The organism is Streptococcus mitis, assembly GCF_001281025.1.
GTDB classification, from domain to species: domain Bacteria; phylum Bacillota; class Bacilli; order Lactobacillales; family Streptococcaceae; genus Streptococcus; species Streptococcus mitis_AK.
On the sequence record NZ_CP012646.1, the window covers coordinates 754,613 to 779,960 of the forward strand.

Consider the following 25,348-nt stretch of genomic DNA (forward strand, 5'->3'; position numbering starts at 1 on the left):
ACAAGAGGAAACAGGAGAAAAGAATGCAACTAAAAAATAAAAATATCTTTATTACAGGTTCGAGTCGTGGAATTGGTCTTGCCATAGCCCACAAGTTTGCTCAGGCAGGAGCGAATATTGTTTTAAACAGTCGTGGTGCAATTTCAGAAGAATTGCTCGCTGAGTTTGCAGACTATGGTGTCAAGGTGGTTCCTATATCAGGAGACGTGTCAGATTTTGCAGACGCTAAGCGTATGGTTGATCAAGCTATTGCAGAGCTGGGTTCAGTAGATGTTTTGGTCAACAATGCAGGGATTACCCAAGATACCCTTATGCTCAAGATGACAGAAGCGGATTTTGAAAAAGTTCTCAAGGTTAACCTGACTGGGGCTTTTAACATGACACAATCAGTCTTGAAACCGATGATGAAAGCCCGAGAAGGTGCTATCATTAATATGTCTAGTGTTGTTGGTTTGATGGGAAATATCGGTCAAGCTAACTATGCAGCTTCTAAGGCTGGTTTGATTGGTTTTACCAAGTCTGTGGCTCGTGAAGTGGCCAATCGCAATATCAGGGTTAATGCTATTGCACCTGGAATGATTGAGTCCGATATGACAGCTGTTCTATCAGACAAGGTAAAAGATGCTATGCTGGCACAAATTCCTATGAAAGAATTTGGGCAAGCGGAGCAGGTTGCAGATTTGACAGTATTTTTAGCAGGCCAAGATTATCTAACTGGTCAAGTGGTTGCCATTGATGGTGGCTTAAGTATGTAGCAGAAGCTAGAGGTAAAAAAGATGAAACTAAATCGCGTAGTAGTAACAGGTTATGGAGTAACATCTCCAATCGGAAATACACCAGAAGAATTTTGGAATAGTTTGACAACTGGAAAAATCGGAATTGGTCAAATTACAAAATTTGATCATAGTGACTTTGATGTGCATAATGCAGCAGAAATCCAAGATTTTCCTTTTGATAAATACTTTGTTAAGAAAGATACCAATCGTTTCGATAACTATTCTTTGTATGCCTTGTACGCTGCTCAAGAAGCCGTTAATCATGCCAATTTAGATGTAGAGGCTCTTGATAAAGATCGTTTTGGTGTTATTGTGGCCTCTGGTATTGGTGGAATCAAAGAAATTGAAGATCAAGTGCTTCGCCTAAATGACAAAGGACCAAAACGTGTGAAACCATTGACCCTTCCAAAAGCCTTGCCAAATATGGCTTCAGGAAATGTTGCTATGCGTTTTGGAGCAAACGGTGTTTGTAAATCCATCAATACTGCCTGCGCTTCATCAAATGACGCGATTGGGGATGCTTTCCGATCAATTAAGTTTGGTTTCCAAGATATTATGTTGGTAGGTGGTTCAGAAGCCTCTATTACACCTTTTGCTATTGCTGGTTTCCAAGCCCTAACTGCTCTCTCAACTACAGAGGACCCAACTCGTGCTTCCATTCCATTTGATAAGGACCGTAATGGTTTTGTCATGGGTGAAGGTTCTGGGATGTTGGTTCTTGAAAGCCTTGAACACGCTGAAAAACGTGGGGCTACTATCCTTGCTGAAGTGGTTGGTTACGGAAATACTTGTGATGCCTACCACATGACTTCACCACATCCAGAAGGTCAGGGAGCTATCAAGGCCATCAAACTAGCCTTGGAAGAAGCTGAGATTTCTCCAGAGCAAGTAGCCTATGTCAATGCTCACGGAACGTCAACTCCTGCTAATGAAAAAGGAGAAAGTGGTGCGATCGTGGCTGTTCTTGGTAAGGAAGTACCTGTATCATCAACCAAATCATTCACAGGACATTTGCTGGGTGCTGCAGGTGCAGTAGAAGCTATCGTCACAATCGAGGCTATGCGTCATAACTTTGTACCAATGACAGCTGGAACAAGTGAAGTATCAGATTATATAGAAGCCAATGTCGTTTATGGACAAGGCTTGGAGCAAGAAATTCCATACGCTATTTCAAATACTTTTGGTTTTGGTGGCCACAATGCAGTTCTTGCTTTCAAACGTTGGGAGAATAAATAACTATGAATTTAAACGATATTAAAGACTTGATGGCCCAATTTGACCAGTCAAGTTTGAGAGAATTTTCTTATAGAAATGGGACGGATGAGTTACAGTTTAGCAAGAATGAAGCTAGACTTGTGCCTGAAGTTGCACCTCAGGTCGCTCCTGCGCCTGCTGTAGCAACACCAAGTCCAGTAGCTTCAACATCTGCTCCAGTAGAAACTGTAGTGGAAGAAGTTCCTGCTTCAGTTGAAGCAAGTGTAGCTGCTGAGGGAGATGTTGTAGAGAGCCCACTTGTTGGAGTGGCTTACTTGGCTGCTGGTCCAGATAAACCTGCCTTCGTTTCAGTTGGTGATAGTGTTAAAAAAGGCCAAACATTAGTTATTATCGAAGCCATGAAAGTCATGAATGAAATTCCAGCACCTAAGGATGGTGTGGTAACGGAAATTCTCGTTTCTAACGAAGAAATGGTTGAGTTTGGTAAAGGATTGGTACGTATCAAATGATTGATATTCAAGGAATCAAAGAAGCCCTTCCCCATCGTTATCCTATGCTCCTAGTGGACCGTGTCTTGGAAGTGAGCGAGGATACCATTGTTGCCATCAAAAATGTGACCATTAATGAGCTCTTCTTCAACGGTCATTTTCCTCAATACCCTGTTATGCCAGGTGTTCTAATCATGGAAGCCTTGGCTCAAACTGCTGGTGTCTTGGAGTTGTCAAAACCTGAAAATAAAGGTAAACTGGTCTTTTACGCTGGTATGGATAAGGTCAAGTTTAAGAAGCAAGTTGTACCAGGTGACCAATTGGTTATGACAGCGACTTTTGTAAAACGTCGTGGCACCATTGCCGTGGTTGAAGCAAAGGCTGAAGTTGATGGCAAGCTTGCAGCTAGTGGTACTCTTACCTTTGCAATAGGGAACTAAGGAGGTTCTCCATGTTTCGAAAAATTTTAATTGCCAATCGTGGTGAAATTGCGGTTCGAATTATCCGTGCGGCGCGTGAATTGGGGATCGCAACGGTGGCGGTTTATTCAACTGCTGATAAGGAAGCCCTGCATACGCTTTTAGCAGATGAAGCAGTTTGTATCGGTCCTGGTAAGCCTACAGAGTCTTATCTCAATATTAATGCAGTTCTATCAGCTGCAGTCTTGACTGAGGCAGAAGCCATTCACCCAGGTTTCGGATTTCTCAGTGAAAATTCCAAATTTGCAACCATGTGTGAAGAGGTGGGGATTAAGTTTATCGGTCCATCTGGTCATGTCATGGATATGATGGGAGACAAAATCAATGCGCGTGCTCAGATGATCAAAGCAGGTGTGCCTGTCATTCCAGGTTCGGATGGAGAAGTGCATAACTCTGAAGAAGCTTTGATTGTTGCTGAAAAAATTGGCTACCCTGTTATGCTCAAGGCTTCAGCAGGTGGAGGTGGTAAAGGGATTCGTAAGGTTGAAAAACCAGAAGACCTCGTTTCAGCCTTTGAAACGGCCTCTAGTGAAGCTAAGGCCAATTATGGCAATGGTGCCATGTACATTGAACGGGTTATCTATCCAGCTCGTCACATTGAGGTTCAAATCCTAGGAGATGAGCATGGACATGTGATTCACTTGGGGGAACGGGATTGTTCTCTTCAACGGAATAACCAAAAGGTTTTAGAAGAAAGTCCTTCGATTGCAATCGGAAAAACGCTACGCAATGAAATTGGTTCTGCTGCTGTTCGAGCTGCAGAGTCTGTTGGCTATGAAAATGCAGGGACCATTGAGTTTCTTCTTGATGAAGCCAGTGGTAAATTCTATTTTATGGAGATGAATACTCGTGTACAAGTAGAACATCCAGTAACAGAATTTGTTTCAGGTGTGGATATCGTTAAGGAACAGATTCGCATTGCGGCAGGTCAGCCTCTTTCTGTTAAGCAAGAAGATATTGTCCTACGAGGTCATGCCATCGAGTGTCGTATCAATGCAGAAAATCCAGCCTTCAACTTTGCTCCTAGTCCAGGTAAGATTACCAATCTCCATCTGCCAAGTGGTGGAGTTGGCTTGCGCGTGGATTCAGCAGTTTATCCAGGCTATACCATTCCACCTTATTATGATAGTATGATTGCTAAAATCATCGTTCATGGTGAAAATCGTTTTGATGCCTTGATGAAAATGCAACGTGCCCTCTATGAATTAGAGATTGAAGGAGTGCAGACCAATGCAGATTTCCAGCTTGACCTCATTTCAGATCGCAATGTCATTGCTGGGGATTATGATACTTCCTTCTTGATGGAAACCTTCTTACCCAAGTATCAAGAAAAAGAATAAAATGACTTCAAGAGTTTAAACCGAAAAGGGGAATCAATGGCTCTATTTAGTAAAAAAGATAAGTATATTCGAATCAATCCCAATCGTTCGGTTAGGGAAAAACCTCAAGCTAAGCCAGAGGTTCCAGATGAATTATTCTCTCAGTGTCCAGGCTGTAAGCATACCATTTATCAGAAGGATCTGGGAAGTGAGCGTATCTGTCCACATTGTAGCTACACTTTTCGTATTTCTGCCCAAGAACGCTTGGCTTTGACGATTGATATGGGAACCTTCAAGGAATTGTTTACAGGGATTGAAAGCAAGGATCCCTTGCATTTCCCTGGCTATCAAAAAAAACTAGCAACTATGCGTGAAAAAACTGGTCTGGACGAAGCCGTTGTGACAGGAACAGCTCTTATAAAAGGTCAGACTGTGGCTCTTGGGATTATGGATTCCAACTTTATCATGGCTTCTATGGGTACGGTTGTAGGTGAGAAAATCACTCGTTTGTTTGAGTATGCGACTGTCGAAAAATTGCCAGTTGTTCTATTCACAGCCTCTGGTGGAGCCCGTATGCAGGAAGGAATCATGAGTCTCATGCAGATGGCCAAGATCTCTGCAGCAGTTAAACGGCATTCTAATGCTGGTCTCTTTTACCTGACCATTTTGACAGATCCAACGACAGGTGGTGTGACAGCTTCTTTCGCTATGGAAGGTGATATCATTCTGGCTGAACCACAAAGTTTGGTTGGTTTTGCTGGGCGTCGTGTCATTGAAAATACAGTTCGTGAAAGCTTGCCTGAGGATTTCCAAAAGGCAGAATTCCTATTGGAACATGGTTTTGTGGATGCTATCGTCAAAAGAAGAGATTTGCCAGATACGATTGCAAGCCTAGTCAGATTGCATGGAGGGAGTCCTAGATGAATATTGCAAAAATAGTCAGAGAAGCGCGTGAGCAGAGTCGCTTGACAACCTTGGACTTTGCAACAAGCATTTTTGATGACTTTATCCAATTACACGGTGACCGTTCTTTTCGTGATGATGGTGCAGTTGTTGGTGGCATCGGCTGGCTTGGGGACCAAGCTGTAACAGTGGTTGGTATCCAAAAAGGCAAGAGTTTACAAGATAACCTTAAACGGAATTTTGGTCAACCGCATCCAGAAGGTTACCGCAAGGCCCTACGGTTGATGAAACAGGCTGAAAAGTTTGGCCGTCCAGTAGTGACCTTTATCAACACAGCAGGTGCCTATCCTGGTGTCGGAGCAGAAGAACGCGGACAGGGAGAAGCTATTGCTCGCAATCTCATGGAAATGAGTGATTTGAAAGTTCCTATTATTGCTATCATTATCGGTGAAGGTGGTTCTGGTGGGGCTCTGGCTCTAGCAGTCGCAGACCGTGTTTGGATGCTGGAAAATTCTATCTATGCCATTCTCAGTCCAGAAGGTTTTGCTTCCATTCTATGGAAAGATGGCAGTCGTGCCATGGAAGCGGCAGAACTGATGAAAATCACTTCACACGAACTGTTAGAAATGGACGTGGTGGACAAGGTGATTTCTGAAGCAGGACTTTCTAGTAAAGAACTGATTAAGAATGTTAAAAAAGAACTTCAAGCTGAGCTAGCTAGACTTTCACAAAAATCGTTAGAAGAGTTGTTGGAAGAACGTTACCAACGATTTAGAAAATACTAATACTCTTCGAAAATCAAATTCAAACCACGTCAGCTTCACCTTGCCGTACTCAAGTACAGCCTGCGGCTAGCTTCCTAGTTTGCTCTTTGATTTTCATTGAGTATAATTCTTTAGAACATGCAAAAAACTAGAACTGGTAGTCAGTTCTAGTTTTTATGTGGATCTTTCTGTGTTGATGAGAAAGTCAAAAGGTGCTTGGGAATACCAAACACCTTTTTGATTATTCATTTTCTTCAGTTACGAATTGACTAAGCAGTCCGTTGATAAAGCGGGCTGATTTTTGATCTGAAAAATTCTTGGCAAGTTCAATGGCTTCATTGACTGCTACCAGCTGAGGTGTATCAAATGAAGTGATTTCAAAGATACCCAAGCGTAGTAAGTTTTTTTCGATCAAGGTCAAGCGTTCAACTGTCCAGCCTGACTTGAGGTGCTGGTTGATTTGTTGATCCAACTCGTCTTTTTGAGCTTGAACACCAGAAACCAAGTTCAGAAGAAAGGCAGGAATTTGTACATCTTCATCTTCACGGTCATGTGTGTAGGCAAAGCGACAAGCTGTTTCCATATCTGTGCCGAATTCAAGACTCATAAGAGCTTGAAAAGCGCATTTACGAAGTTCGCGTCTAGATTCTAATAATGGACTAGTCATTGAGGAAGTCCTCGTTAAATAGATCTTTCAACTCAGGTTTTGGTGTCTTGTCAGGAACGATTCCTGCAACATGGATGTTGACAGCAGCAAGTTCCACATCGGCCATATCACGGACAGCATCTTTTACTGCTTTTTGAATAGCAAGAGCCACTTTTGGTACTTTTACACCGTACTCAAGGTAGAGATAGATGTCAGCAGTTAGTTCTTCGTTGCTTTCTTTTAAGTAGACGCCACGACCAAGAGAGAGTTTTGATAGGGTATCAGATACGGATTTATTTGAAAATGAATGGACACCATCAACTTTAGCAGTTGCGATGGCAATGATTTTTTCAAGTACACGTGGAGCGATAACGATTTCGCCAAATTGTTCTTCAATTCCCATAGAATGACCTCTTTCTAGAGATTAGGCACGAGAAACGTAAGTTCCTTCTGCAGTGTTGATGATCAATTTTTGTCCAGCTTCGATGAAGTCTGGAACGTTAACAACAAGTCCAGTTTCCATAGTTGCTGGTTTACCAGAACCTGTAACAGTAGCACCTTTGATAGATGGTTGTGTTTCAGCTACTGTCAATTCAACAGTAGTTGGTACAGTTACACCGATTACTTCAGTTCCGTAGAATTGGATTTTAACATCAGAGTTTTCAAGGATGTAAAGCAATTCATTTTCAACGTTTACGACTGGGATTTCGTATTGGTCGTAAGTTTCAGTGTTCATGAAGTAGGCAGTTTCATCCATTTTGTACAAGTATTGAGCTGGGACAGTTTCGATAATAGCTTGCTCGAATTTTTCTTCTGGACGGTAGCTTGTGTCAAATGTAGAACCAGTACGGACATCACGCAATTTCATACGCATGATCGTGTTCCCTTTACCTGGTTTGTGGTGGCTAGCTTCCAAAACGCGGATCAATTTTCCGTCTGCAGTTTCAAATGTCATACCAGCTTTCAATTTGCTTGCTTCAATCATGTTTTTACCTCTTTAATAAATATTGTTACTCTTTATTGTACCATAAAACGCAATAATTCTCAAATATCAGATTAACTTGAGTTAGTTGACAGGTACGATATTTCCTTCTTCATCTTTGGTTACGAGAACATACTTGCCGTCTACCTCGATGTAAAAGTTCTTACTTGCAGTTTGCCCATTATTTTGAATAGGAGCTTGAGTTTGTTGGTTGAGTTGCCCGCCAAGCGTTTGTCCCAGATTCATTCCCATAATTATGTTCATACCATTGCCGTTGCCTTCATTGTTTGCAGCAACGATGAGAGCTTCGTTACGGGCACGACGTTCTTCAATCTCAATCGTATTGTATTTCATAGCGACTAGTTCGCTATCAAGTTTACGAATAATATTCAAGCTTTCTTGGTCATAGCTCAAATCTTCAAGCAGGATGTTGGTTGTTTCAATTCCGTAAAGTCCAGTCCATACCTTGTTAACTTCTTGTTTTGCTAGATCGTTGAAAGTATCTTGATTGGCATTAAGACTATAGATATCAACTCGGTTTTCGTTTGTAAATTTGGCGATTGCAATAGCAATTTTAGGAGAGATATTTTGTCTGAGAGTTCCCTGAGCGATATCTTTCAGGGTAAATGCTCTATGATCTTCAATTTGTTGACTGATGGAGCTGACATAAAATAGGACTGGATCAGCAACTTTGATATCAAACAAGCCGTAGAAACGAATATTGAGCAATTGTTGATAGCGTTCACTGAAATACTCTACGGCGTTTTGAGTACCAAATTTATTACCTGCGATGGGTTGCATACGGATAAAGATGATTTCCTGTTGGGTAATGACTTGACCACCAAAAGAGAAGCGGTTTTTGAAATTTTCCCAAGTACCCTTTATACCACCCTTTTCAAGAAGCCAGGCATTATCTTCAGAACGCCATTCGTGGCTACCAGCTTCTAAGACATCGCCAAGGAAGGTTCCGTTGTTGACAAGAATAGCTACATAACCTTGTGGAACAATGACTACGGAACCATCTGTTAAAAGTCCAGTATTTTGGTTGCTTTGTCTAGAAGTGCTGTCAGGATCTTTTGTAAGAAGTTGTCCTTTAATGGCCAAGGCATCAGCTGTTAGGTTATTTGGAAGAACAATAGCTTCTTTAAATTTGCTATCGTTGAAACTATTAAGCCCTGAAGATAGGGCGGCACGAATAAATCCCATAATTTCCTCCTAATTATAAAGTTCGTCTTCATCCACAACATCGTAGGTATCGAGTACCCATTGGTTTGGACTGCGTGTTAGATCAGCATCGCAATAGTCACATTTACTGATAGCAGAGATTTTCAATGGGGCACCACAGTTTGGACAGTGGTCACTGATGGCTTCATCACTGACATTTAGTTCAGTTTGACTTCCGTGTTTACGGATAAAGTTCATTTGATAGACTGTAAACAAGTCCTCTTGAGGATCACCTTCGATGACACGTTTGCTTTGGTCTTCAATGACATAGTCCCTGAGTGTAGATGACAAGATCACAACAAGGGTATCGTTACCATCAGGATTTTCGTAGAAATCTTTAATGCGAACATTTTCAACATAGACTTTTTCTAAAACATTGGTTGTTTTCGCCCGGATATGATCTTCGAGTTGTATACTATGTTGGGAATAAAGGCTGGTACTTTCAAGAGAGCGAGCCAAATTCCAATCCTTTTTAGTCCAGGCTGCCTGTAACTGAATATAGACTTCTTTAACCCATGAAGCGAAAGCATCGGCATCAAAGTTTGGATCGCCATATTTAACACGACTAGTAGCTAATGTATTGTGTTCAACTCGACGATGGTTTTGGGGATTATATACAGTAGCGCTACTATAGGATTTTTCTGATAAGCTTTGATTACTTTTATTCTTTAGAACTAAGACAACTACGTAAACACCTATTAAAAAGACTACAATTCCGTACAACTCTTGCTCAGAGTAACTCGAACTATAGGAACCGTCTCCAGAACTGTAGCTACTTCTGTAGGAAGAACTACCGCTATTACTTCTACTGGAACGGCTTCGGCTACCATTTGAACTGGAGCTACTATGGCTAGAGCTACCACTTCGAGAATGTCCTACCCCTGCATCGATGGATTGCATCGGTGTAACGAAAAGGAGTAGTAAACAGGTGGTGAGAAGAGTATATAACTTTTTCATATGTCTCCTAACTATATGAATGCATACTGCAAGCCATCAGAACTGCTAATTTTTTAGCAGTCTAGTGTCAGTTATACTTTAAATGAGTTACTCATTTTTCAACTTCGCTAATTCTTGGGCAAGGAGTTTAAGGGCAACTTGTGGGTTGGCTTGGCCTTTGGTTGCTTTCATAAGGAAGCCTGTAAAGGCCTTATCTGCGTTGCGTTTGCCTGACTTGAAGTCGGCAACTGCGGCTTCGTTATCGGCAAAGACTTGGTGGATAATTGGAATCAAGACAGCTGGATCTGAGATTTGAACCATACCTGCTTTTTCCACGTATTCACGCGCGCCACCGCCATTTTTAGCTAGGTGGACAAAGACTTTCTTGGCAATCTTAGAAGAGATAGTGCCGTCTTCGATGATGGCAATCATTTCAACCAAGTTTTCTGGTGTCAATTCGATTTGTTCTAGTGTCTTGCCTTCAGCATTCAAGAACTGAGCGACTTCCCCTTGGAGCCAGTTAGAGACTTGTTTGGCATCGCCACCGAGGGCAACAGCTTTTTCAAAGAAGTCAGAAGTGACTTTGTTTGCGGTTAACTGGCTAGCATCGTAGTCTGACAAGCCGAGGTCAGAGACGTAGCGAGCTCGGCGTTCTTTTGGAAACTCTGGTAACTCAGTCCGCATTTCCTCAATCCACTCGTCTGAGATTTCAAAGAGTGGTAGGTCTGGTTCTGGGAAGTAGCGGTAGTCTGCAGCACCTTCCTTGACACGCATGAGGATAGTTGCCTTGTTGGCTTCATCGTAGCGGCGTGTTTCTTGGCGGATTTGACCACCTGAGCGAAGGATTTCAGCTTGACGTTGAACTTCGTATTCAAGACCTTTGCGAACGTTTGAGAAGGAGTTGAGGTTCTTCAACTCAGTTTTGGTACCGAATTTTTCTTGACCATAAGGGCGAAGGGAGATATTGGCATCCACACGCATAGAACCTTCTTCCATCTTAACGTCAGAAATACCAGCATACTGGATAACTTCCTTGAGGGCAGTTAGGTAAGCGTAGGCTTCTTCAGGAGAACGCATGTCAGCTTCAGATACAATCTCAATCAATGGCACCCCTTGGCGGTTGAGGTCAACATAAGAGTAGCCATCTGTACCATGGGTGTTTTTACCAGCGTCTTCCTCTAGGTGGGCACGTTCGATACCGATTTTCTTAGTCGTACCGTCTTCTAGCTCGACTTCAATCCAACCATTATAACCGATTGGCTCATCAAACTGAGAAATTTGGTAGGCTTTAGGATTATCAGGGTAGAAGTAGTTCTTGCGGTCAAAGTGCATCTTTTTATGGATGTCCATGTTGAGGGCAAGAGCAGCCTTGATTCCGGCATCGACAACACCCTTGTTGAGAACCGGAAGTACTCCTGGGAAAGACCAGTCAATCACGTTAGTGTTGGCATTTTGGTCATTCCCAAAGTGGGCAGAAGTGGGTGAGAAGATTTTTGAATTGGTGTTGAGCTCTACGTGGACTTCAAGTCCGATGACTGTTTCAAAGTTCATTAGTTATCACCTCCAAAAATCACGGGTTGTTGTTTGTGGTAGTCTGTTGTTGCCTCAAAAGCAGCAGCAGCTTGGTAAATGGTTTCCTCAGAGTACTTAGGACCAATCAATTGGAGTCCGACAGGGAGCCCTTGAGAGAATCCAGCTGGAATCGAAATTCCTGGGAGACCTGCCAGGTTTACTGGGATAGTCAAGAGGTCAGCCAAGTACATGGCAACTGGATCGTGGTTGAGTGAATCCAAGTCATAGGCAACACTTGGAGCAGTTGGTCCCAAAATCAAGTCATAATCCGCGAAGACTTTTTCGAAATCTTGGATGATGAGGGTACGGACCTGACCAGCTTTCTTGTAGTAAGCATCGTAGTAACCTGATGAAAGGCTGAAAGTACCTAGCATGATACGACGTTTCACTTCTTCACCAAAACCTTGGCTACGGCTGTTTACATAGATTTCATCAAGGTTGGTTGCATCTTCTGCGCGGTAGCCGTAACGGATACCGTCAAAACGTTGCAAGTTTGATGAAGCTTCAGATGAAGCGATGATGTAGTAAACGGCAACTCCGTATTTAGAGTGAGGCAGGCTGACTTCTTCGACGATAGCACCAAGTTTTTCAAAGTGTTTGGCCGCGTTCAAGATTGTTTCCTTAACCTCTGGGTCAATCCCTTCGCCTAGGTATTCCTTAGGTAAAGCAATTCTCATGCCCTTGATGTCTTGACCGATTTTTGAAGTAAAGTCGGCAATGCGGACAGGGGCAGAAGTAGAGTCTTTGACATCTTCGCTGGCAATCGCATTGAGCAAGAGGGCATTTTCCTTAACAGTAGGAGCAAAAGGTCCAATCTGGTCTAATGAGCTACCAAAGGCAATGAGGCCGAAACGAGAAACTGTTCCGTAGGTTGGTTTGAGACCAACAATCCCGTTAAAGGCAGCAGGTTGGCGGATAGAGCCACCAGTATCAGAACCAAGTGACAAGCGGACTTGTCCTGAGGCTACAGCTGCAGCTGAACCGCTTGAAGAACCACCAGGAACCTTGCTGTGGTCCCAAGCATTTTTAGTTGCTCCGTAGTGGGAAGTCTCACCTGAACCACCCATGGCAAATTCGTCCATGTTTGTTTTTCCAACAACAATCATACCCTTAGCTTTAGCATTGGCAACCGCAGTCGCATCAAAGATAGGCTCGTAGTTGTAGAGCATTTTTGAGGCAGCAGTTGTGAGAATACCGTCAGTAGAGATATTATCTTTAACTGCAAGTGGAATTCCTGAAAGGACATTATCAGCGTCAATTCCAGCTTCATCAATAGCTTTAGCTTGAGCAAGAGCTTGGTCTTCAGCGATGGTAACAAAAGCGTTGATAGCTGTCTCTCGAGACTTGATATCTTCAAGTGTTGCTTGGGTTAATTCTGTTGCAGAAATTTCCTTAGAGACAAGGAGATTGTGCAAGTCTTCAATGGTTTTATTGTTAAAAGTCATTAGGCATCTCCTCCATCGTCTAGGATAGCTGGTACCTTGATATAGTAGTTGTCTTTTTCAGGTACGTTTTTAAACAAGCGATCACGGTCTGTTCCATCTTCGGACACATCAGGTCGGAGTACGGTCTTACGGTCAGCCATAGTTGTAGTAGGTGCGACACCAGTTGTGTCAACTTCGCCCAGCAATTCAACCATGTCAACAATCTTAGATAAGGTTGTCGCAAAGGCGGCAGTTTCTTCTTCAGAGAATCTTAATTTTGAAAGATTGGCAACGTGTGTTACCTCTTCTTGCGTAATTTTCATCTTGCATCCTTTCGTGAAATGATGATTTTTAGTCTGTTCTATTTTACCATATTTTCCTATAAATAAGGGAGGGGGAAGTGAAAAGAAATAGAAATTGAAAAAAATGGCAAAATCCGATATAATGGAGTGTTGAAAGGAATGGTAAAATCCAATGGAGAAATCATTCTTAGCTATTGGAACAAGAAAAATAGAGAATCAAAGAAAGAGAACTTATGAATATTCAAGAAGAAATTAAGAAACGTCGTACCTTTGCCATCATCTCCCATCCGGACGCGGGGAAAACAACCATCACTGAGCAGTTGCTCTACTTTGGGGGCGAGATTCGTGAGGCTGGTACCGTAAAAGGAAAGAAAACAGGGACTTTTGCCAAGTCTGACTGGATGGATATCGAGAAGCAACGTGGGATTTCGGTGACTTCATCTGTGATGCAGTTTGACTATGATGGCAAGCGTGTGAATATCCTCGACACGCCAGGGCATGAGGACTTTTCAGAAGATACCTATCGTACCTTGATGGCGGTGGATGCTGCAGTTATGGTTGTGGATTCTGCCAAGGGTATCGAGGCCCAAACCAAGAAATTGTTTGAAGTTGTCAAACACCGTGGAATTCCGGTCTTTACCTTTATGAATAAGCTGGACCGTGACGGTCGTGAGCCACTGGACCTCTTGCAAGAATTGGAAGAAGTCTTGGGCATTGCTAGCTATCCGATGAACTGGCCTATTGGGATGGGGAAAGCCTTCGAAGGGCTCTATGACCTCTATAACCAACGCTTGGAGCTCTACAAAGGGGATGAGCGTTTTGCCAGTCTAGAAGACGGGGACAAACTCTTTGGTAGCAATCCTTTCTACGAGCAAGTCAAGGATGATATTGAACTTTTAAATGAAGCTGGGAATGAGTTTTCAGAGGAAGCTATTCTGGCTGGAGAATTGACACCTGTCTTCTTCGGTTCAGCTTTGACAAACTTTGGTGTGCAGACCTTCCTTGAAACCTTCCTTAAGTTTGCTCCGGAACCTCATGGTCATAAGAAAACAGATGGTGAAATTGTGGATCCTTATGATAAAGATTTCTCAGGATTTGTCTTTAAAATCCAAGCCAATATGGACCCTCGTCACCGTGACCGTATTGCCTTTGTACGTATCGTATCGGGTGAATTTGAACGTGGTATGAGTGTTAACCTGCCTCGTACTGGTAAGGGTGCTAAACTTTCGAATGTTACTCAGTTTATGGCGGAAAGTCGTGAGAATGTGACCAATGCCGTGGCAGGTGATATTATCGGGGTTTACGATACAGGTACATATCAAGTTGGGGATACCTTGACAGTTGGGAAAAACAAGTTTGAATTTGAACCACTGCCAACCTTTACACCTGAGATTTTCATGAAAGTTTCTGCTAAGAATGTCATGAAGCAGAAATCCTTCCACAAGGGGATTGAGCAATTGGTGCAAGAAGGTGCCATTCAGCTTTATAAGAATTACCAAACAGGCGAGTATATGCTAGGCGCTGTAGGTCAACTCCAGTTTGAAGTCTTTAAACACCGCATGGAAGGCGAGTACAATGCGGAAGTAGTCATGAGCCCAATGGGTAAAAAGACCGTTCGTTGGATCAAGCCCGAGGACTTGGATGAACGGATGTCATCAAGCCGAAATATCTTGGCCAAAGACCGTTTCGATCAGCCAGTCTTCCTCTTTGAAAATGACTTTGCCCTCCGCTGGTTTGCGGACAAGTATCCAGATGTAGAGTTAGAGGAGAAGATGTAAATCGTTACAAATGACTAGCAACATAAAGTTGCTGTCATTTGACGGTAACCGCTATGGCGGCTTACCTAAACGCTTCACTAGGAAAAATCCACGAATATTATCGATTCGTGGATTTTTCCGTCGTAACTGGTAGGAAGTAGTCTAGCTAACTGCCTTACTAACTACGTTTGGCAAATAGAATCGATTTGCTAAACTCCGTGTCGTAGTTCAGTAAATGTATTTGATTGTGTAACAATCTAAGTAACTAACGCCAAGTTTCTATGGAACTTGGCTGGGCGCTCCACTAGTAAAGTTTTACGAATATTGTCGCTTCGTAAAACTCAGTGTCGTAATCTAATAATAGGTAACCGCTATGACGGTCTACCTAAACGCTTCACTAGTAAAAGTCCGCGAATGATATTGATTCGTGGATTTTTCCGTCGTAATGGTAAGGAAGCGGTAACTGTTTTACTAACTCCGTTTGGCAAATAGACTCGATTTGCAAAACTCCGTGTAGTGGATAATAATACTGCAAACTTTGCAGTATTTTATCTCAGCATTCTATAAAAAGATGTTGAATATTAAGCCTTATTTATTTTACTATTAACCTTTATGGTGATAACTTACAAATAAAAGAAAACTTCAGATATTCACCTTTTGTGATTGGTCTGAAGTTTTCTTTTTTACTGTCCATATTTTTGGTAAAAGTCAACTTTTACTTGGATGAAGGTTTTGGCTTCACGTAGTAGTTGGAGGAGCGTGGCGCGGGTTTCAAATTCTTCTCTTGTCTTGGGCAGACTGCGGTTACGGAAGACTTCCAGATAACGTTCAATTTCATCTAGCAAATCAGAAGCAGGATTGGTCTGGCTCAGTTGACCGGCAATTTTTGAAAAGAGTTGGGCCAAAATTAGGCTTTCACTGGCAGCTAGGTGACAGGTGTTGATTTGCTGGGCCATATTTCGCAGGATACGACTTTGTCGCTGTCTCATTTCAAAATAGTGGATATGGTAGTCGGTTTGGTGAAAGAGGTGGTCAGAGTGATCCAAATAGACTAGTCTGAGTGCCTCTTCCAAAAGGGTGTCCAATTCTTCAACCAGCTGTGCTCGGTTGCGTCCGTCCCCTCTGGATAAATAATATTTGAAGCGCTGGAGAATATCTTTTAACTTTTCTTCTACCAATGTGTGGTAGTGATGAATTTCCTCTTCTCGTGAAGGCATGTAGAGATTGACAAGCAAGGCAAATCCTGTACCGATAGCAAAGAGAAGGAATTCATTGACTAGGAGGTCTGGAGAGGTTGACTCTTGTACCAAGAGGTGGCTAACCAAAACAGTGCTTGGTGTGATGCCAATTTCCCAGCCCATCTTATAAGCTAGAGGCACGTAGAGGGCAAGATAGAGGCCAAGGCTCCAGATATGAAATCCGCTCAAGTAAAAAGCCAGAACTCCGATAACCAAAGCTAGAAGCATGGAAAAGAGCCGATTTCGGGCCAGTTTTAAGGTACTTCTACGGGTATCGGATAGGCTCAAGAGGGCGATGATTCCAGCCGAGACAGCTGAGGAGAGATTGAGAAAATAAGCAAGAAGGCAGGCAAGACAGGTAGCTAAGATGAGCTTGGTCGTACGTTGGCTAATAGACATAAGGATTTCCTAGTAAGTTAGAATAAAAGCGGAAAAGACAAGACCTGAGCAGGCTTGCCTTTATGAGTTATTTTTTACGGGCTGCCGCGTATTCGGCAACGGCAGTAAAGAGGACATCTGTTGAAGAGTTGAGAGCTGTTTCGCATGAATCTTGGATGACCCCAATCACAAATCCAACCCCAACAACTTGCATGGCAATATCGTTAGAAATACCGAAAAGGCTACAAGCAACTGGGATAAGAAGGAGGGAACCGCCCGCAATACCAGAAGCGCCACAGGCTGAGATAGCTGCTACCACACTGAGGACAAAGGCTGTCGCAAAGTCAACAGGGATTCCCAAAGTATTTACTGCAGCAAGGGTTAGAACGTTAATGGTAATCGCAGCCCCAGCCATGTTGATAGTAGAACCGAGTGGGATAGAAACCGAATAGGTATCTGGATCTAGTCCAAGGTCGTGACAAAGTTTCATGTTGACAGGGATGTTCGCCGCAGAACTACGAGTAAAGAAGGCTGTAACACCGCTGACACGCAAACATTTCCAAACGAGGGGATAAGGATTTCTCTTCATAAAGAGAAAGGCAATCAATGGATTGACAACCAGAGCGACAAAGAACATAGTTGTCACCAAGAGGGCAAGCAAGATTCCGTAGTTAGCGAGGCTTCCGATTCCCTTATCAGAGATGGTTTTGAAGACAAGACCAAGGATACCAAATGGAGCTAGGTTGATAATCCATTCGACAATCTTAGAAGTCACATCAGCTATGGTTTTCAGCAATTCTTTACTATTTTTGCTGGCTTCTCTCATAGCAATCCCGAAAACAACTGCCCAGGATAGGATACCGATGTAGTTGGCTGTGACAAGGGCATTGACTGGGTTGTCAACCAGTTTGAGCAAGAGGTTGCTGAGGACTTGTCCAATCCCATCTGGTGGAGCAATATCGGTATTAGCACTATTTAGGGTAATTTCAACAGGTACGATGAAACTTGCTAGTACAGCGATAAGTGCAGCTGCAAAGGTTCCCACCAAGTAAAGGAAGATGACCGTTTTCATATTGCTATCTTGGCCCTTTTGATGTTGGGAAAGGGCGTTAGCAACGAGGGCAAAGACTAGAATGGGTGCGATGGCTTTAAGGCCACCAACAAAGAGATCTCCAAGTAAACCAATTCCTGAAATGTTAGGAAGTGTCAGTCCTAGGGTTCCTCCAATAAGCATGCCAATCAAAATCCGTTTGATTAGGCTTGCCTTATTCCAAGCATGAATGAATTTTTTCATAACAATTTCCTTTGTTGTGTAATGTTTATGATTATAGTATAAATATGAACTAAAATCAAGAATTTTCTGTCTATTTTTGCTATTATTTTTGAATATTTATGGAGATTCATCACTTGTGAAAGTATGGTATAATAAATGAAAGGAGTTTTCTATGCAAGAATTTTTTAAAACCTACCTCAATAAGCTTGATGTTACAACGATTATTGAAAATATCTTAACCAAGTTACTTTCTCTGTTATTCCTATTTTTACTCTTTTATATAGCTAAGAAATTGCTCCATACCATGGTGCAGAGAATTATTAAACCTTCTCTAAAAATGTCTCGTCATGATGTTGGGCGTCAGAAAACCATCTCACGTCTGTTAGAAAATGTGTTTAATTATACCCTTTATTTCTTTTTACTTTACTGCATTTTGTCGATTATAGGTTTGCCAGTTTCTAGTTTGCTGGCAGGAGCTGGGATTGCTGGGGTGGCTATTGGGATGGGAGCCCAAGGTTTTCTGTCTGATGTCATCAATGGCTTTTTCATCCTCTTTGAACGTCAACTGGATGTAGGAGATGAGGTTGTTCTGACAAATGGTCCTATTACTGTATCGGGTAAGGTTGTCAGTGTAGGTATTCGAACAACTCAACTCAGAGGAGAAGACCAGGTTCTGCACTTCGTTCCCAATCGGAATATCACCGTTGTCAGCAATTTCTCTCGGACAGACCAGGCCTGAAATTTTAGCAGATTTATGGTACAATAGAAAGAGTTTGGTAAAGGAGAGAAGATGTTTTTAGAAAAACAGTTGGGCAATGGTTGTACCTGGATTAACCTAGATTTGGACAAGTTGAAAAAACTAGAGGACCTTTCTGAAATCTACGGTTTGGACAAGGAAACCATCGAATATGCGCTGGATAGGAATGAGCGTGCCCACATGGATTATCACCGTGAAAATGGGACTGTAACCTTTATCTACAATGTCTTGAACTTGAAAAAAGATAAGGCATACTATGAAGCTTTTCCCATGACCTTTATCGTGGAACATCGTCGCCTGATTACCATTAGTAATACCAAGAACGCCTATGTCATTGAACAGATGACCCGTTATCTGGAGAGTCATGACATGCTTTCGATTTACAAGTTTCTCTTTGCCAGTCTGGAAATCATCAGCAATGCCTACTATCCTGTCATCGAGCAGATGGATAAGAGTAAGGACGAGGTCAATGGCCTCTTGCGCCAGCGGACGACTAAGAAAAACCTTTTTGCCCTTTCCGACTTGGAGACTGGTATGGTTTATCTTACTGCGGCTGCCAAGCAAAATCGCATGTTGCTGGAACATATTCAAGGGCATGCCCTCTATCGCAGTTTTAACGAGATTGAGAGAGAACAGTTTGATGATGCCATGATTGAGGCTCATCAGCTGGTATCCATGACAGACTTGATTTCTCAAGTCCTCCAACAACTATCAGCATCTTACAACAACATACTAAACAATAATCTGAATGATAATTTGACAACCTTGACTATCATTTCAGTCTTGCTAGCGGTTTTGGCAGTAGTGACAGGCTTTTTCGGAATGAATGTTCCCCTACCCTTAACAGATGAGCCCCATGCTTGGCTCTACATTAGTTTAGCCAGTGCTGGGTTGTGGATTGTTTTGTCATTGTTATTAATGAAAATTGCGAAAAAAAGTTAAGAAAAGGAGCCAGAATGGCGATTGAAAATTACATGCCAGATTTTGCTGTGGAAGCAGTCTATGATCTGACAGTCCCAAGCCTGCAGGCGCAGGGAATCAAGGCTGTTTTGGTCGATTTGGACAATACCCTCATTGCTTGGAATAATCCTGATGGGACGCCAGAGATGAAGCAATGGCTACATGATCTCCGTGACGCGGGTATTCGCATCATTGTGGTCTCAAATAACACCAAAAAACGCGTTCAACGTGCAGTTGAGAAGTTTGGAATTGATTACGTTTATTGGGCTCTGAAGCCCTTCACATTTGGGATTGATCGTGCCATGAAGGAATTCCACTATGAGAAAAGTGAAGTGGTCATGGTTGGCGACCAGCTCATGACAGATATTCGAGCAGCCCACCGTGCTGGCATTCGCTCGATTTTAGTCAAACCCTTGGTCCAACATGACTCGATCAAAACGCAGATTAACCGAGCTCGTGAGCGCCGTGTCATGCGAAAAATTACTGAAAAGTACGGACCGATTACATATAAAAAAGGAATTTAACTATGGAAGAAATTCTCTGTATTGGTTGTGGTACAACCATTCAGACGACAATCAAGGCTGGTCTTGGTTTTACTCCCCAGTCGGCACTTGAAAAAGGTTTGGAGACTGGCGAAGTCTATTGCCAACGCTGTTTCCGTCTCCGCCACTACAATGAAATCACGGATGTCCAGTTGACGGACGATGATTTCCTCAAGCTCTTGCACGAGGTGGGAGACAGTGATGCCTTAGTGGTCAATGTCATTGATATCTTTGATTTTAATGGCTCTGTTATCCCAGGTTTGCCACGTTTTGTTTCGGGCAACGATGTCCTCTTGGTAGGAAATAAAAAAGATATCCTCCCTAAGTCAGTTAAGCCTGGTAAGATTAGCCAGTGGTTGATGGAACGTGCCCACGAAGAAGGACTTCGTCCAGTCGATGTCGTCCTAACTTCAGCACAAAACAAACATGCCATCAAGGAAGTCATTGACAAAATCGAGCACTACCGAAAGGGCCGTGATGTCTATGTGGTCGGTGTGACCAACGTTGGAAAATCAACTCTTATCAATGCCATTATCCAAGAAATCACGGGTGATCAGAATGTCATCACGACTTCGCGCTTCCCAGGGACAACCTTGGACAAAATCGAGATTCCGCTTGACGACGGATCTTATATCTACGATACACCGGGAATCATCCACCGTCACCAGATGGCCCACTACTTGACGGCCAAAAACCTCAAGTATGTCAGCCCTAAAAAGGAAATCAAGCCTAAAACCTACCAGCTCAATCCTGAACAAACCCTGTTTCTAGGTGGTCTCGGACGCTTTGACTTTATTGCAGGAGAAAAGCAAGGTTTTACAGCCTTCTTTGACAATGAACTCAAATTGCATCGTACTAAGCTAGAAGGAGCTAGTGCTTTCTACGACAAGCACCTTGGAAGCCTTCTCACTCCTCCAAATAGCAAGGAAAAAGAAGATTTTCCAAAACTAGTCCAACATGTATTTAACATTAAGGAAAAGACAGACCTAGTCATCTCTGGACTCGGCTGGATCCGTGTAACAGGCACAGCCAAAGTCGCCGTCTGGGCACCAGAAGGCGTCGCCGTCGTCACACGAAAAGCAATTATTTAAACTAAAATCACTGAGCGAACAAAGTGAGCTCATAAAAAGATAGTTATTGCCGTGGGATCTTGCCAATCTGTAGATTGGCAAGGGGCACAATTGAGACCAAGGCTCAATTGTGAGGTCAGGAAATCCATTTTCCAAAGATGAGATCTTTGAAAAATTAGTTCCGACCGTCCCTCACCACCTAAAATAACTATCAAAAAAACAAGGAAGAAATTATGTCATTAACATCAAAACAACGTGCCTTCCTCAGCAGTCAGGCACACACCCTCAAACCCATCATCCAAATCGGTAAAAATGGCCTTAACGATCAAATCAAAACCAGCGTTCGTCAAGCTCTTGATGCGCGTGAATTAATCAAGGTTACTCTCTTACAAAACACAGATGAAAATATCCACGAAGTAGCTGAAATTTTGGAAGAAGAAATCGGTGTGGACACAGTCCAAAAAATCGGACGCATCTTGATTTTGTATAAACAATCTAGCAAGAAAGAAAATCGCAAGATTTCTAAAAAAGTCAAAGAAATCTAAAAACTATACTCCAAACAACTGTTTTTACAGAGAAATAAAGGAGACTAGCCTATGGCAATCGAATTATTGACTCCCTTTACCAAGGTAGAGTTGGAGCCAGAAATCAAGGAGAAAAAACGCAAACAAGTAGGGATTTTAGGAGGTAATTTTAATCCTGTTCACAATGCCCATCTCATTGTTGCGGATCAAGTGCGCCAGCAGTTGGGACTAGACCAGGTTCTGCTCATGCCAGAATACCAACCTCCTCACGTAGATAAAAAGGAAACTATCCCTGAGCACCATCGTCTCAAGATGCTTGAGTTGGCGATTGAGGGGATTGACGGCCTAGCTATTGAAACAATTGAATTGGAGCGCAAGGGCGTTTCTTACACCTACGACACCATGAAGATTTTGACCGAGCAACATCCAGACACGGATTATTACTTCATTATCGGAGCTGATATGGTGGATTATCTGCCTAAGTGGTACCGAATTGATGAGCTGGTCGACATGGTTCAGTTTGTAGGGGTTCAGCGCCCACGCTACAAGGCAGGGACTTCCTATCCAGTTATCTGGGTGGATGTGCCTCTCATGGATATCTCGTCTAGCATGGTGCGTGACTTCCTTGCCCAAGGTCGGAAACCCAACTTTCTCCTACCTCAGCCTGTGCTAGATTACATCGAGAAGGAGGGGCTCTACTGATGGCCTATCAAGACTATATCAACTGCTCCCGTGAGGATTTGTTAGAAAAAATGGCAGAGTTTCTACCCGAGAAACGGTTAACCCATTGCTTGGGTGTGGAGCGTGCAGCCATAGAATTGGCTCAGCGATTTGGAATCGATGCCGAGAAAGCAGGACTAGCAGGCCTTCTTCATGACTATGCTAAAAAGCTGTCAGATCAGGAATTTTTAGACTTGATTGACCGTTATCAGCTAGACCCTGACCTCAAAAATTGGGGCAATAATGTCTGGCATGGTATGGTTGGCATCTACAAGATTCAGGAAGATTTGAATTTGCATGATTCTGAAATTCTACGAGCTATTGAAATCCATACAGTTGGGGCTGGTCAGATGACAAGCCTAGATAAGGTTATCTATGTAGCAGACTATATTGAGCACAATCGAGCCTTTCCTGGAGTAGATGTGGCGCGGGAGATTGCAAGTCTATCGCTCAATAAGGCAGTGGCCTACGAAACAGCTCGTACAGTGGAGTATCTAGCTCATCAGGGATTCCCCATCTATCCCCAAACCCTTGAAACCTATAACGCCTTTGTGCACTATTTGAAAGAGGACTAAATGAACGAAAAAGAATTACTAGAACTAGTCGTGAAAGCGGCTGATGAGAAACGTGCGGAGAATATCCTCGCACTTGACGTACAAGATTTGACTAGCGTGACAGACTATTTTGTTATCACTAGCTCAATGAATAGCCGTCAGTTGGACGCTATCGCTGATAACATTCGTGAAAAAGTAGCTGATGCAGGCTTTAAAGGCAGTCATGTCGAAGGCGACGCAGCAGGAGGTTGGGTCTTGCTGGACCTTGGTGCTGTCGTTGTGCATGTCTTTTCAGAAGAAATGCGTGCCCACTATAACCTAGAAAAACTATGGCATGAGGCGGATTCAGTAGATATTTCAGAAGCTCTTGCTTAGAAGATGAACTCAGTTGTAGTCAACTGGGTTTCTTTGCTTATTTTAAAAGGAATGTGATAGAAAGGTATAGGGCAAGTGGTGTTTGCCATGGAGGCTCTTGGTATCATGATTATGGCAACTTATGAAACCTTTGCGGCGGTCTATGATACGGTCATGGACGATAGTTTATATGATAAATGGACGGATTTTTCTCTGCGTCATTTGCCTAAGACCAAGGAGAGAAAGAAACTCTTGGAACTGGCTTGTGGGACAGGAATTCAATCGGTGCGCTTCTCTCAGGCTGGTTTTGATGTGACTGGACTTGACTTGAGTGGGGATATGTTGAAGATTGCCGAGAAGAGAGCGGCTTCAGCCAAGCAAAAGATTGATTTTATTGAAGCCAATATGCTAGATTTGTCTAAAGCAGGTAAATATGACTTTGTTACGTGTTATTCGGACTCTGTCTGCTACATGCAGGATGAGGTGGAAGTGGGAGACGTCTTTAAGGAAGTATATAATTCCCTCCACGAAGATGGCATCTTCATCTTTGATGTGCATTCAACCTACCAGACTGATGAGGTTTTTCCAGGCTATTCTTACCATGAAAATGCGGAAGAGTTCGCCATGCTCTGGGATACCTACGAGGACGAAGCACCTCACTCCATTGTGCATGAGTTGACTTTCTTTGTCAAGGAGTCTGACGGTTCCTTTAGTCGCCATGATGAAGTGCATGAGGAGCGGACTTATGAGGTCCTGACCTATGATATTTTGCTGGAACAGGCTGGTTTCAAGTCCTTCAAACTCTATGCCGACTTTGAGGACAAGGAACCAACAGAAACTAGTACCCGTTGGTTTTTTGTCGCGCAGAAGTAGGAGATTATCATGACCATCACAGGTATTATCGCGGAGTTTAATCCCTTTCATAATGGGCATAAATACCTGCTAAATCATGCTGAGGGACTGAAAATCGTTGCCATGTCAGGGAATTTCATGCAGCGTGGAGAGCCTGCTATCGTTGACAAGTGGACACGAGCCCAGATGGCACTGGAAAATGGCGCAGATTTGGTAGTAGAATTGCCCTTTTTAGTCAGTGTTCAGGCAGCAGATTTCTTTGGTCAAGGTGCTGTGGATATCTTGGCTAGGCTGGGTATTGATAGGTTATCCTTTGGGACAGAGGAAGTTCTGGATTATCAGAAAATTGCTGACTTATACACAGAGAAAGGTGCTGAGATGGAGAAATTTGTGGAAAATCTACCTGATTCTCTCTCTTATCCCCAGAAAACCCAAGCTATGTGGAAGGAATTTGCAGGTCTTGATTTTTCTGGCAATACGCCAAATCATGTTCTTGCTCTGGCCTATGCCAAGGCGGTTGCAGGACGCAACATCAAACTCCATCCGATTCAGCGTCAGGGGGCTGGTTACCATTCTGTGGACAAGGATGTGGACTTTGCTTCGGCAACAGCCCTCCGTCAGCACCAGAAGGACCAAGATTTCTTAGAACACTTTATGCCTTCTGTTGCCCTCTTTGAGCAGACCAGTAAGGTGAGTTGGGATGATTATTTTCCTATGCTCTGCTATCAAATCTTGTCCAATCCAGACCTAACCACTATCTATCAGGTCAATCAAGAAATGGCAGTGCGCATTAAAGAGGCTATTAAAACAGTCCAGTCTGTTGACGAATTGGTTGAAGCGGTTGCGACCAAGCGTTATACCAAGGCGCGTGTCAGACGCCTCTTGACCTATATCTTGGTGCAGGCCAGAGAAAGTGACATGCTAGAAGCCATCCATGTTCTTGGTTTTACCGAAAAAGGTAGACAGCATCTTAAGTCTCTGAAAGGGCAGGTCAATCTAGTCAGCCGAATTGGCAAAGAACCTTGGGATGTCATGACTCAAAAGGCAGACCAGATTTACCAACTAGGAAATCCAAGTATAGCAGAACAGAATTTTGGAAGAGTGCCGATTGGAATAGAAACAAACTAAGTCTACTGAAAGGTAGGCTTTTTGAGATTTTTTACGAATAATACTCTTCGAAAATCAAATTCAAACCACGTCAACGTCGCCTTGCCGTACTCAAGTACAGCCTGCGGCTAGTTTCCTAGTTTGCTCTTTGATTTTCATTGAGTATAAATAGATAGAAAAGAAAATCTTGTACAAGTTTCTGACAATTTCTTTCTTTTTGTGTATAATAGTG

Annotated in this window: 28 protein-coding genes; 18 read left to right on the forward strand and 10 right to left on the reverse strand. The window is 42.9% G+C overall.

Translation table 11 applies throughout. From position 1 onward, the window contains the following. Positions 1-23: 23 nt before the first annotated feature. From fabG to RN80_RS03875, 7 genes are read left to right on the forward strand one after another with little or no spacing between them, the layout of a single operon-like run. Positions 24-755 (forward strand): 3-oxoacyl-[acyl-carrier-protein] reductase, encoded by a 732-nt coding sequence (gene fabG, locus RN80_RS03845; RefSeq protein WP_060627630.1) that lies wholly within the window; start codon positions 24-26, stop codon positions 753-755. 21 nt (positions 756-776) lie between these two features. After that, positions 777-2,012 (forward strand): beta-ketoacyl-ACP synthase II, encoded by a 1,236-nt coding sequence (gene fabF / locus RN80_RS03850; RefSeq protein WP_060627632.1) that lies wholly within the window; start codon positions 777-779, stop codon positions 2,010-2,012. Positions 2,013-2,014: 2 nt separating this feature from the next. Further along, the gene (gene accB / locus RN80_RS03855; RefSeq protein ID WP_001052238.1) at positions 2,015-2,500 is read left to right on the forward strand and encodes an acetyl-CoA carboxylase biotin carboxyl carrier protein; all 486 of its coding nucleotides are present in this window, start codon (positions 2,015-2,017) and stop codon (positions 2,498-2,500) included. Next, complete coding sequence (fabZ, locus tag RN80_RS03860; RefSeq protein WP_033685459.1) at positions 2,497-2,919, forward strand: 3-hydroxyacyl-ACP dehydratase FabZ; 423 nt, start codon at positions 2,497-2,499, stop codon at positions 2,917-2,919. Before accB ends, fabZ begins: the two co-directional genes overlap by 4 nt. Before the next feature lie 11 nt (positions 2,920-2,930). After that, positions 2,931-4,298: an acetyl-CoA carboxylase biotin carboxylase subunit gene (gene accC, locus RN80_RS03865; protein ID WP_000488685.1), complete on the forward strand. Its 1,368-nt coding sequence runs from the start codon at positions 2,931-2,933 to the stop codon at positions 4,296-4,298. Between the two features lie 36 nt (positions 4,299-4,334). After that, positions 4,335-5,201 (forward strand): acetyl-CoA carboxylase, carboxyltransferase subunit beta, encoded by an 867-nt coding sequence (gene accD / locus RN80_RS03870; protein ID WP_020902990.1) that lies wholly within the window; start codon positions 4,335-4,337, stop codon positions 5,199-5,201. Further along, a complete protein-coding gene (locus RN80_RS03875) occupies positions 5,198-5,965 on the forward strand; it encodes an acetyl-CoA carboxylase carboxyl transferase subunit alpha (protein WP_060627633.1) in 768 nt (255 codons plus the stop codon). Before accD ends, RN80_RS03875 begins: the two co-directional genes overlap by 4 nt. A gap of 220 nt (positions 5,966-6,185) precedes the next feature. Here RN80_RS03875 and nusB read toward each other — a convergent pair whose 3' ends face one another. The 8 genes from nusB to gatC form a co-directional block, all read right to left on the reverse strand. Continuing rightward, positions 6,186-6,611, reverse strand: coding sequence for a transcription antitermination factor NusB (nusB, locus tag RN80_RS03880; protein ID WP_060627635.1), 426 nt, complete (start codon positions 6,609-6,611; stop codon positions 6,186-6,188). After that, positions 6,604-6,993, reverse strand: a complete 390-nt coding sequence (locus tag RN80_RS03885) for an Asp23/Gls24 family envelope stress response protein (RefSeq protein ID WP_000510575.1) — start codon at positions 6,991-6,993, stop codon at positions 6,604-6,606. The genes nusB and RN80_RS03885 overlap by 8 nt, the downstream gene beginning before the upstream one ends. A 21-nt stretch (positions 6,994-7,014) precedes the next feature. Beyond that, positions 7,015-7,575: an elongation factor P gene (efp, locus tag RN80_RS03890; protein WP_000568643.1), complete on the reverse strand. Its 561-nt coding sequence runs from the start codon at positions 7,573-7,575 to the stop codon at positions 7,015-7,017. Between the two features lie 81 nt (positions 7,576-7,656). After that, positions 7,657-8,778: an SPFH domain-containing protein gene (locus RN80_RS03895; protein WP_060627637.1), complete on the reverse strand. Its 1,122-nt coding sequence runs from the start codon at positions 8,776-8,778 to the stop codon at positions 7,657-7,659. A gap of 9 nt (positions 8,779-8,787) precedes the next feature. Continuing rightward, complete coding sequence (locus tag RN80_RS03900) at positions 8,788-9,753, reverse strand: zinc-ribbon domain-containing transport protein (protein ID WP_060627639.1); 966 nt, start codon at positions 9,751-9,753, stop codon at positions 8,788-8,790. A gap of 87 nt (positions 9,754-9,840) precedes the next feature. Then, positions 9,841-11,283, reverse strand: coding sequence for an Asp-tRNA(Asn)/Glu-tRNA(Gln) amidotransferase subunit GatB (gene gatB / locus RN80_RS03905; RefSeq protein ID WP_060627640.1), 1,443 nt, complete (start codon positions 11,281-11,283; stop codon positions 9,841-9,843). After that, positions 11,283-12,749 (reverse strand): Asp-tRNA(Asn)/Glu-tRNA(Gln) amidotransferase subunit GatA, encoded by a 1,467-nt coding sequence (gatA, locus tag RN80_RS03910; RefSeq protein WP_060627642.1) that lies wholly within the window; start codon positions 12,747-12,749, stop codon positions 11,283-11,285. Before gatA ends, gatB begins: the two co-directional genes overlap by 1 nt. Beyond that, on the reverse strand, positions 12,749-13,051 hold the full coding sequence (gene gatC, locus RN80_RS03915) for an Asp-tRNA(Asn)/Glu-tRNA(Gln) amidotransferase subunit GatC (RefSeq protein WP_060627644.1): 303 nt from the start codon (positions 13,049-13,051) through the stop codon (positions 12,749-12,751). The genes gatA and gatC overlap by 1 nt, the downstream gene beginning before the upstream one ends. Before the next feature lie 212 nt (positions 13,052-13,263). Between gatC and RN80_RS03920 the strand changes: the two genes are divergently transcribed. Continuing rightward, entirely contained in the window at positions 13,264-14,808 is a 1,545-nt protein-coding gene (locus tag RN80_RS03920) for a peptide chain release factor 3 (protein ID WP_001025437.1), read from the forward strand. Between the two features lie 662 nt (positions 14,809-15,470). Here RN80_RS03920 and RN80_RS03925 read toward each other — a convergent pair. Then, positions 15,471-16,424: an aromatic acid exporter family protein gene (locus RN80_RS03925; protein ID WP_060627646.1), complete on the reverse strand. Its 954-nt coding sequence runs from the start codon at positions 16,422-16,424 to the stop codon at positions 15,471-15,473. A 67-nt stretch (positions 16,425-16,491) separates the two neighbouring features. Beyond that, the gene (gene sstT, locus RN80_RS03930) at positions 16,492-17,697 is read right to left on the reverse strand and encodes a serine/threonine transporter SstT (RefSeq protein ID WP_060627647.1); all 1,206 of its coding nucleotides are present in this window, start codon (positions 17,695-17,697) and stop codon (positions 16,492-16,494) included. Positions 17,698-17,848: 151 nt separating this feature from the next. Here sstT and RN80_RS03935 point away from each other — a divergent pair, with 151 nt between their 5' ends. The 10 genes from RN80_RS03935 to RN80_RS03980 all read left to right on the forward strand — a co-directional run bounded on the left by RN80_RS03935 (position 17,849) and on the right by RN80_RS03980 (position 25,137). Further along, positions 17,849-18,415 carry a mechanosensitive ion channel family protein gene (locus RN80_RS03935; protein WP_060627649.1) on the forward strand — a complete coding sequence of 189 codons (567 nt, stop codon included), beginning with the start codon at positions 17,849-17,851 and terminating at the stop codon, positions 18,413-18,415. Between the two features lie 51 nt (positions 18,416-18,466). Continuing rightward, positions 18,467-19,375 carry a magnesium transporter CorA family protein gene (locus tag RN80_RS03940; RefSeq protein WP_060627651.1) on the forward strand — a complete coding sequence of 303 codons (909 nt, stop codon included), beginning with the start codon at positions 18,467-18,469 and terminating at the stop codon, positions 19,373-19,375. Between the two features lie 14 nt (positions 19,376-19,389). Further along, entirely contained in the window at positions 19,390-19,917 is a 528-nt protein-coding gene (locus RN80_RS03945) for a YqeG family HAD IIIA-type phosphatase (RefSeq protein ID WP_000963748.1), read from the forward strand. A gap of 2 nt (positions 19,918-19,919) precedes the next feature. Further along, complete coding sequence (gene yqeH, locus RN80_RS03950) at positions 19,920-21,026, forward strand: ribosome biogenesis GTPase YqeH (protein WP_060627653.1); 1,107 nt, start codon at positions 19,920-19,922, stop codon at positions 21,024-21,026. 212 nt (positions 21,027-21,238) lie between these two features. Then, entirely contained in the window at positions 21,239-21,550 is a 312-nt protein-coding gene (gene yhbY / locus RN80_RS03955) for a ribosome assembly RNA-binding protein YhbY (protein ID WP_060627655.1), read from the forward strand. A 51-nt stretch (positions 21,551-21,601) separates the two neighbouring features. After that, complete coding sequence (locus RN80_RS03960; protein WP_000963702.1) at positions 21,602-22,231, forward strand: nicotinate-nucleotide adenylyltransferase; 630 nt, start codon at positions 21,602-21,604, stop codon at positions 22,229-22,231. Next, positions 22,231-22,824 carry a bis(5'-nucleosyl)-tetraphosphatase (symmetrical) YqeK gene (gene yqeK, locus RN80_RS03965; protein WP_060627657.1) on the forward strand — a complete coding sequence of 198 codons (594 nt, stop codon included), beginning with the start codon at positions 22,231-22,233 and terminating at the stop codon, positions 22,822-22,824. The genes RN80_RS03960 and yqeK overlap by 1 nt, the downstream gene beginning before the upstream one ends. Continuing rightward, entirely contained in the window at positions 22,825-23,178 is a 354-nt protein-coding gene (gene rsfS / locus RN80_RS03970) for a ribosome silencing factor (protein ID WP_060627660.1), read from the forward strand. Between the two features lie 111 nt (positions 23,179-23,289). Further along, positions 23,290-24,030: a class I SAM-dependent DNA methyltransferase gene (locus RN80_RS03975; RefSeq protein WP_060628751.1), complete on the forward strand. Its 741-nt coding sequence runs from the start codon at positions 23,290-23,292 to the stop codon at positions 24,028-24,030. Positions 24,031-24,039: 9 nt separating this feature from the next. After that, entirely contained in the window at positions 24,040-25,137 is a 1,098-nt protein-coding gene (locus RN80_RS03980) for a nucleotidyltransferase (protein ID WP_060627662.1), read from the forward strand. The last annotated feature ends 211 nt before the right edge of the window (positions 25,138-25,348 follow it).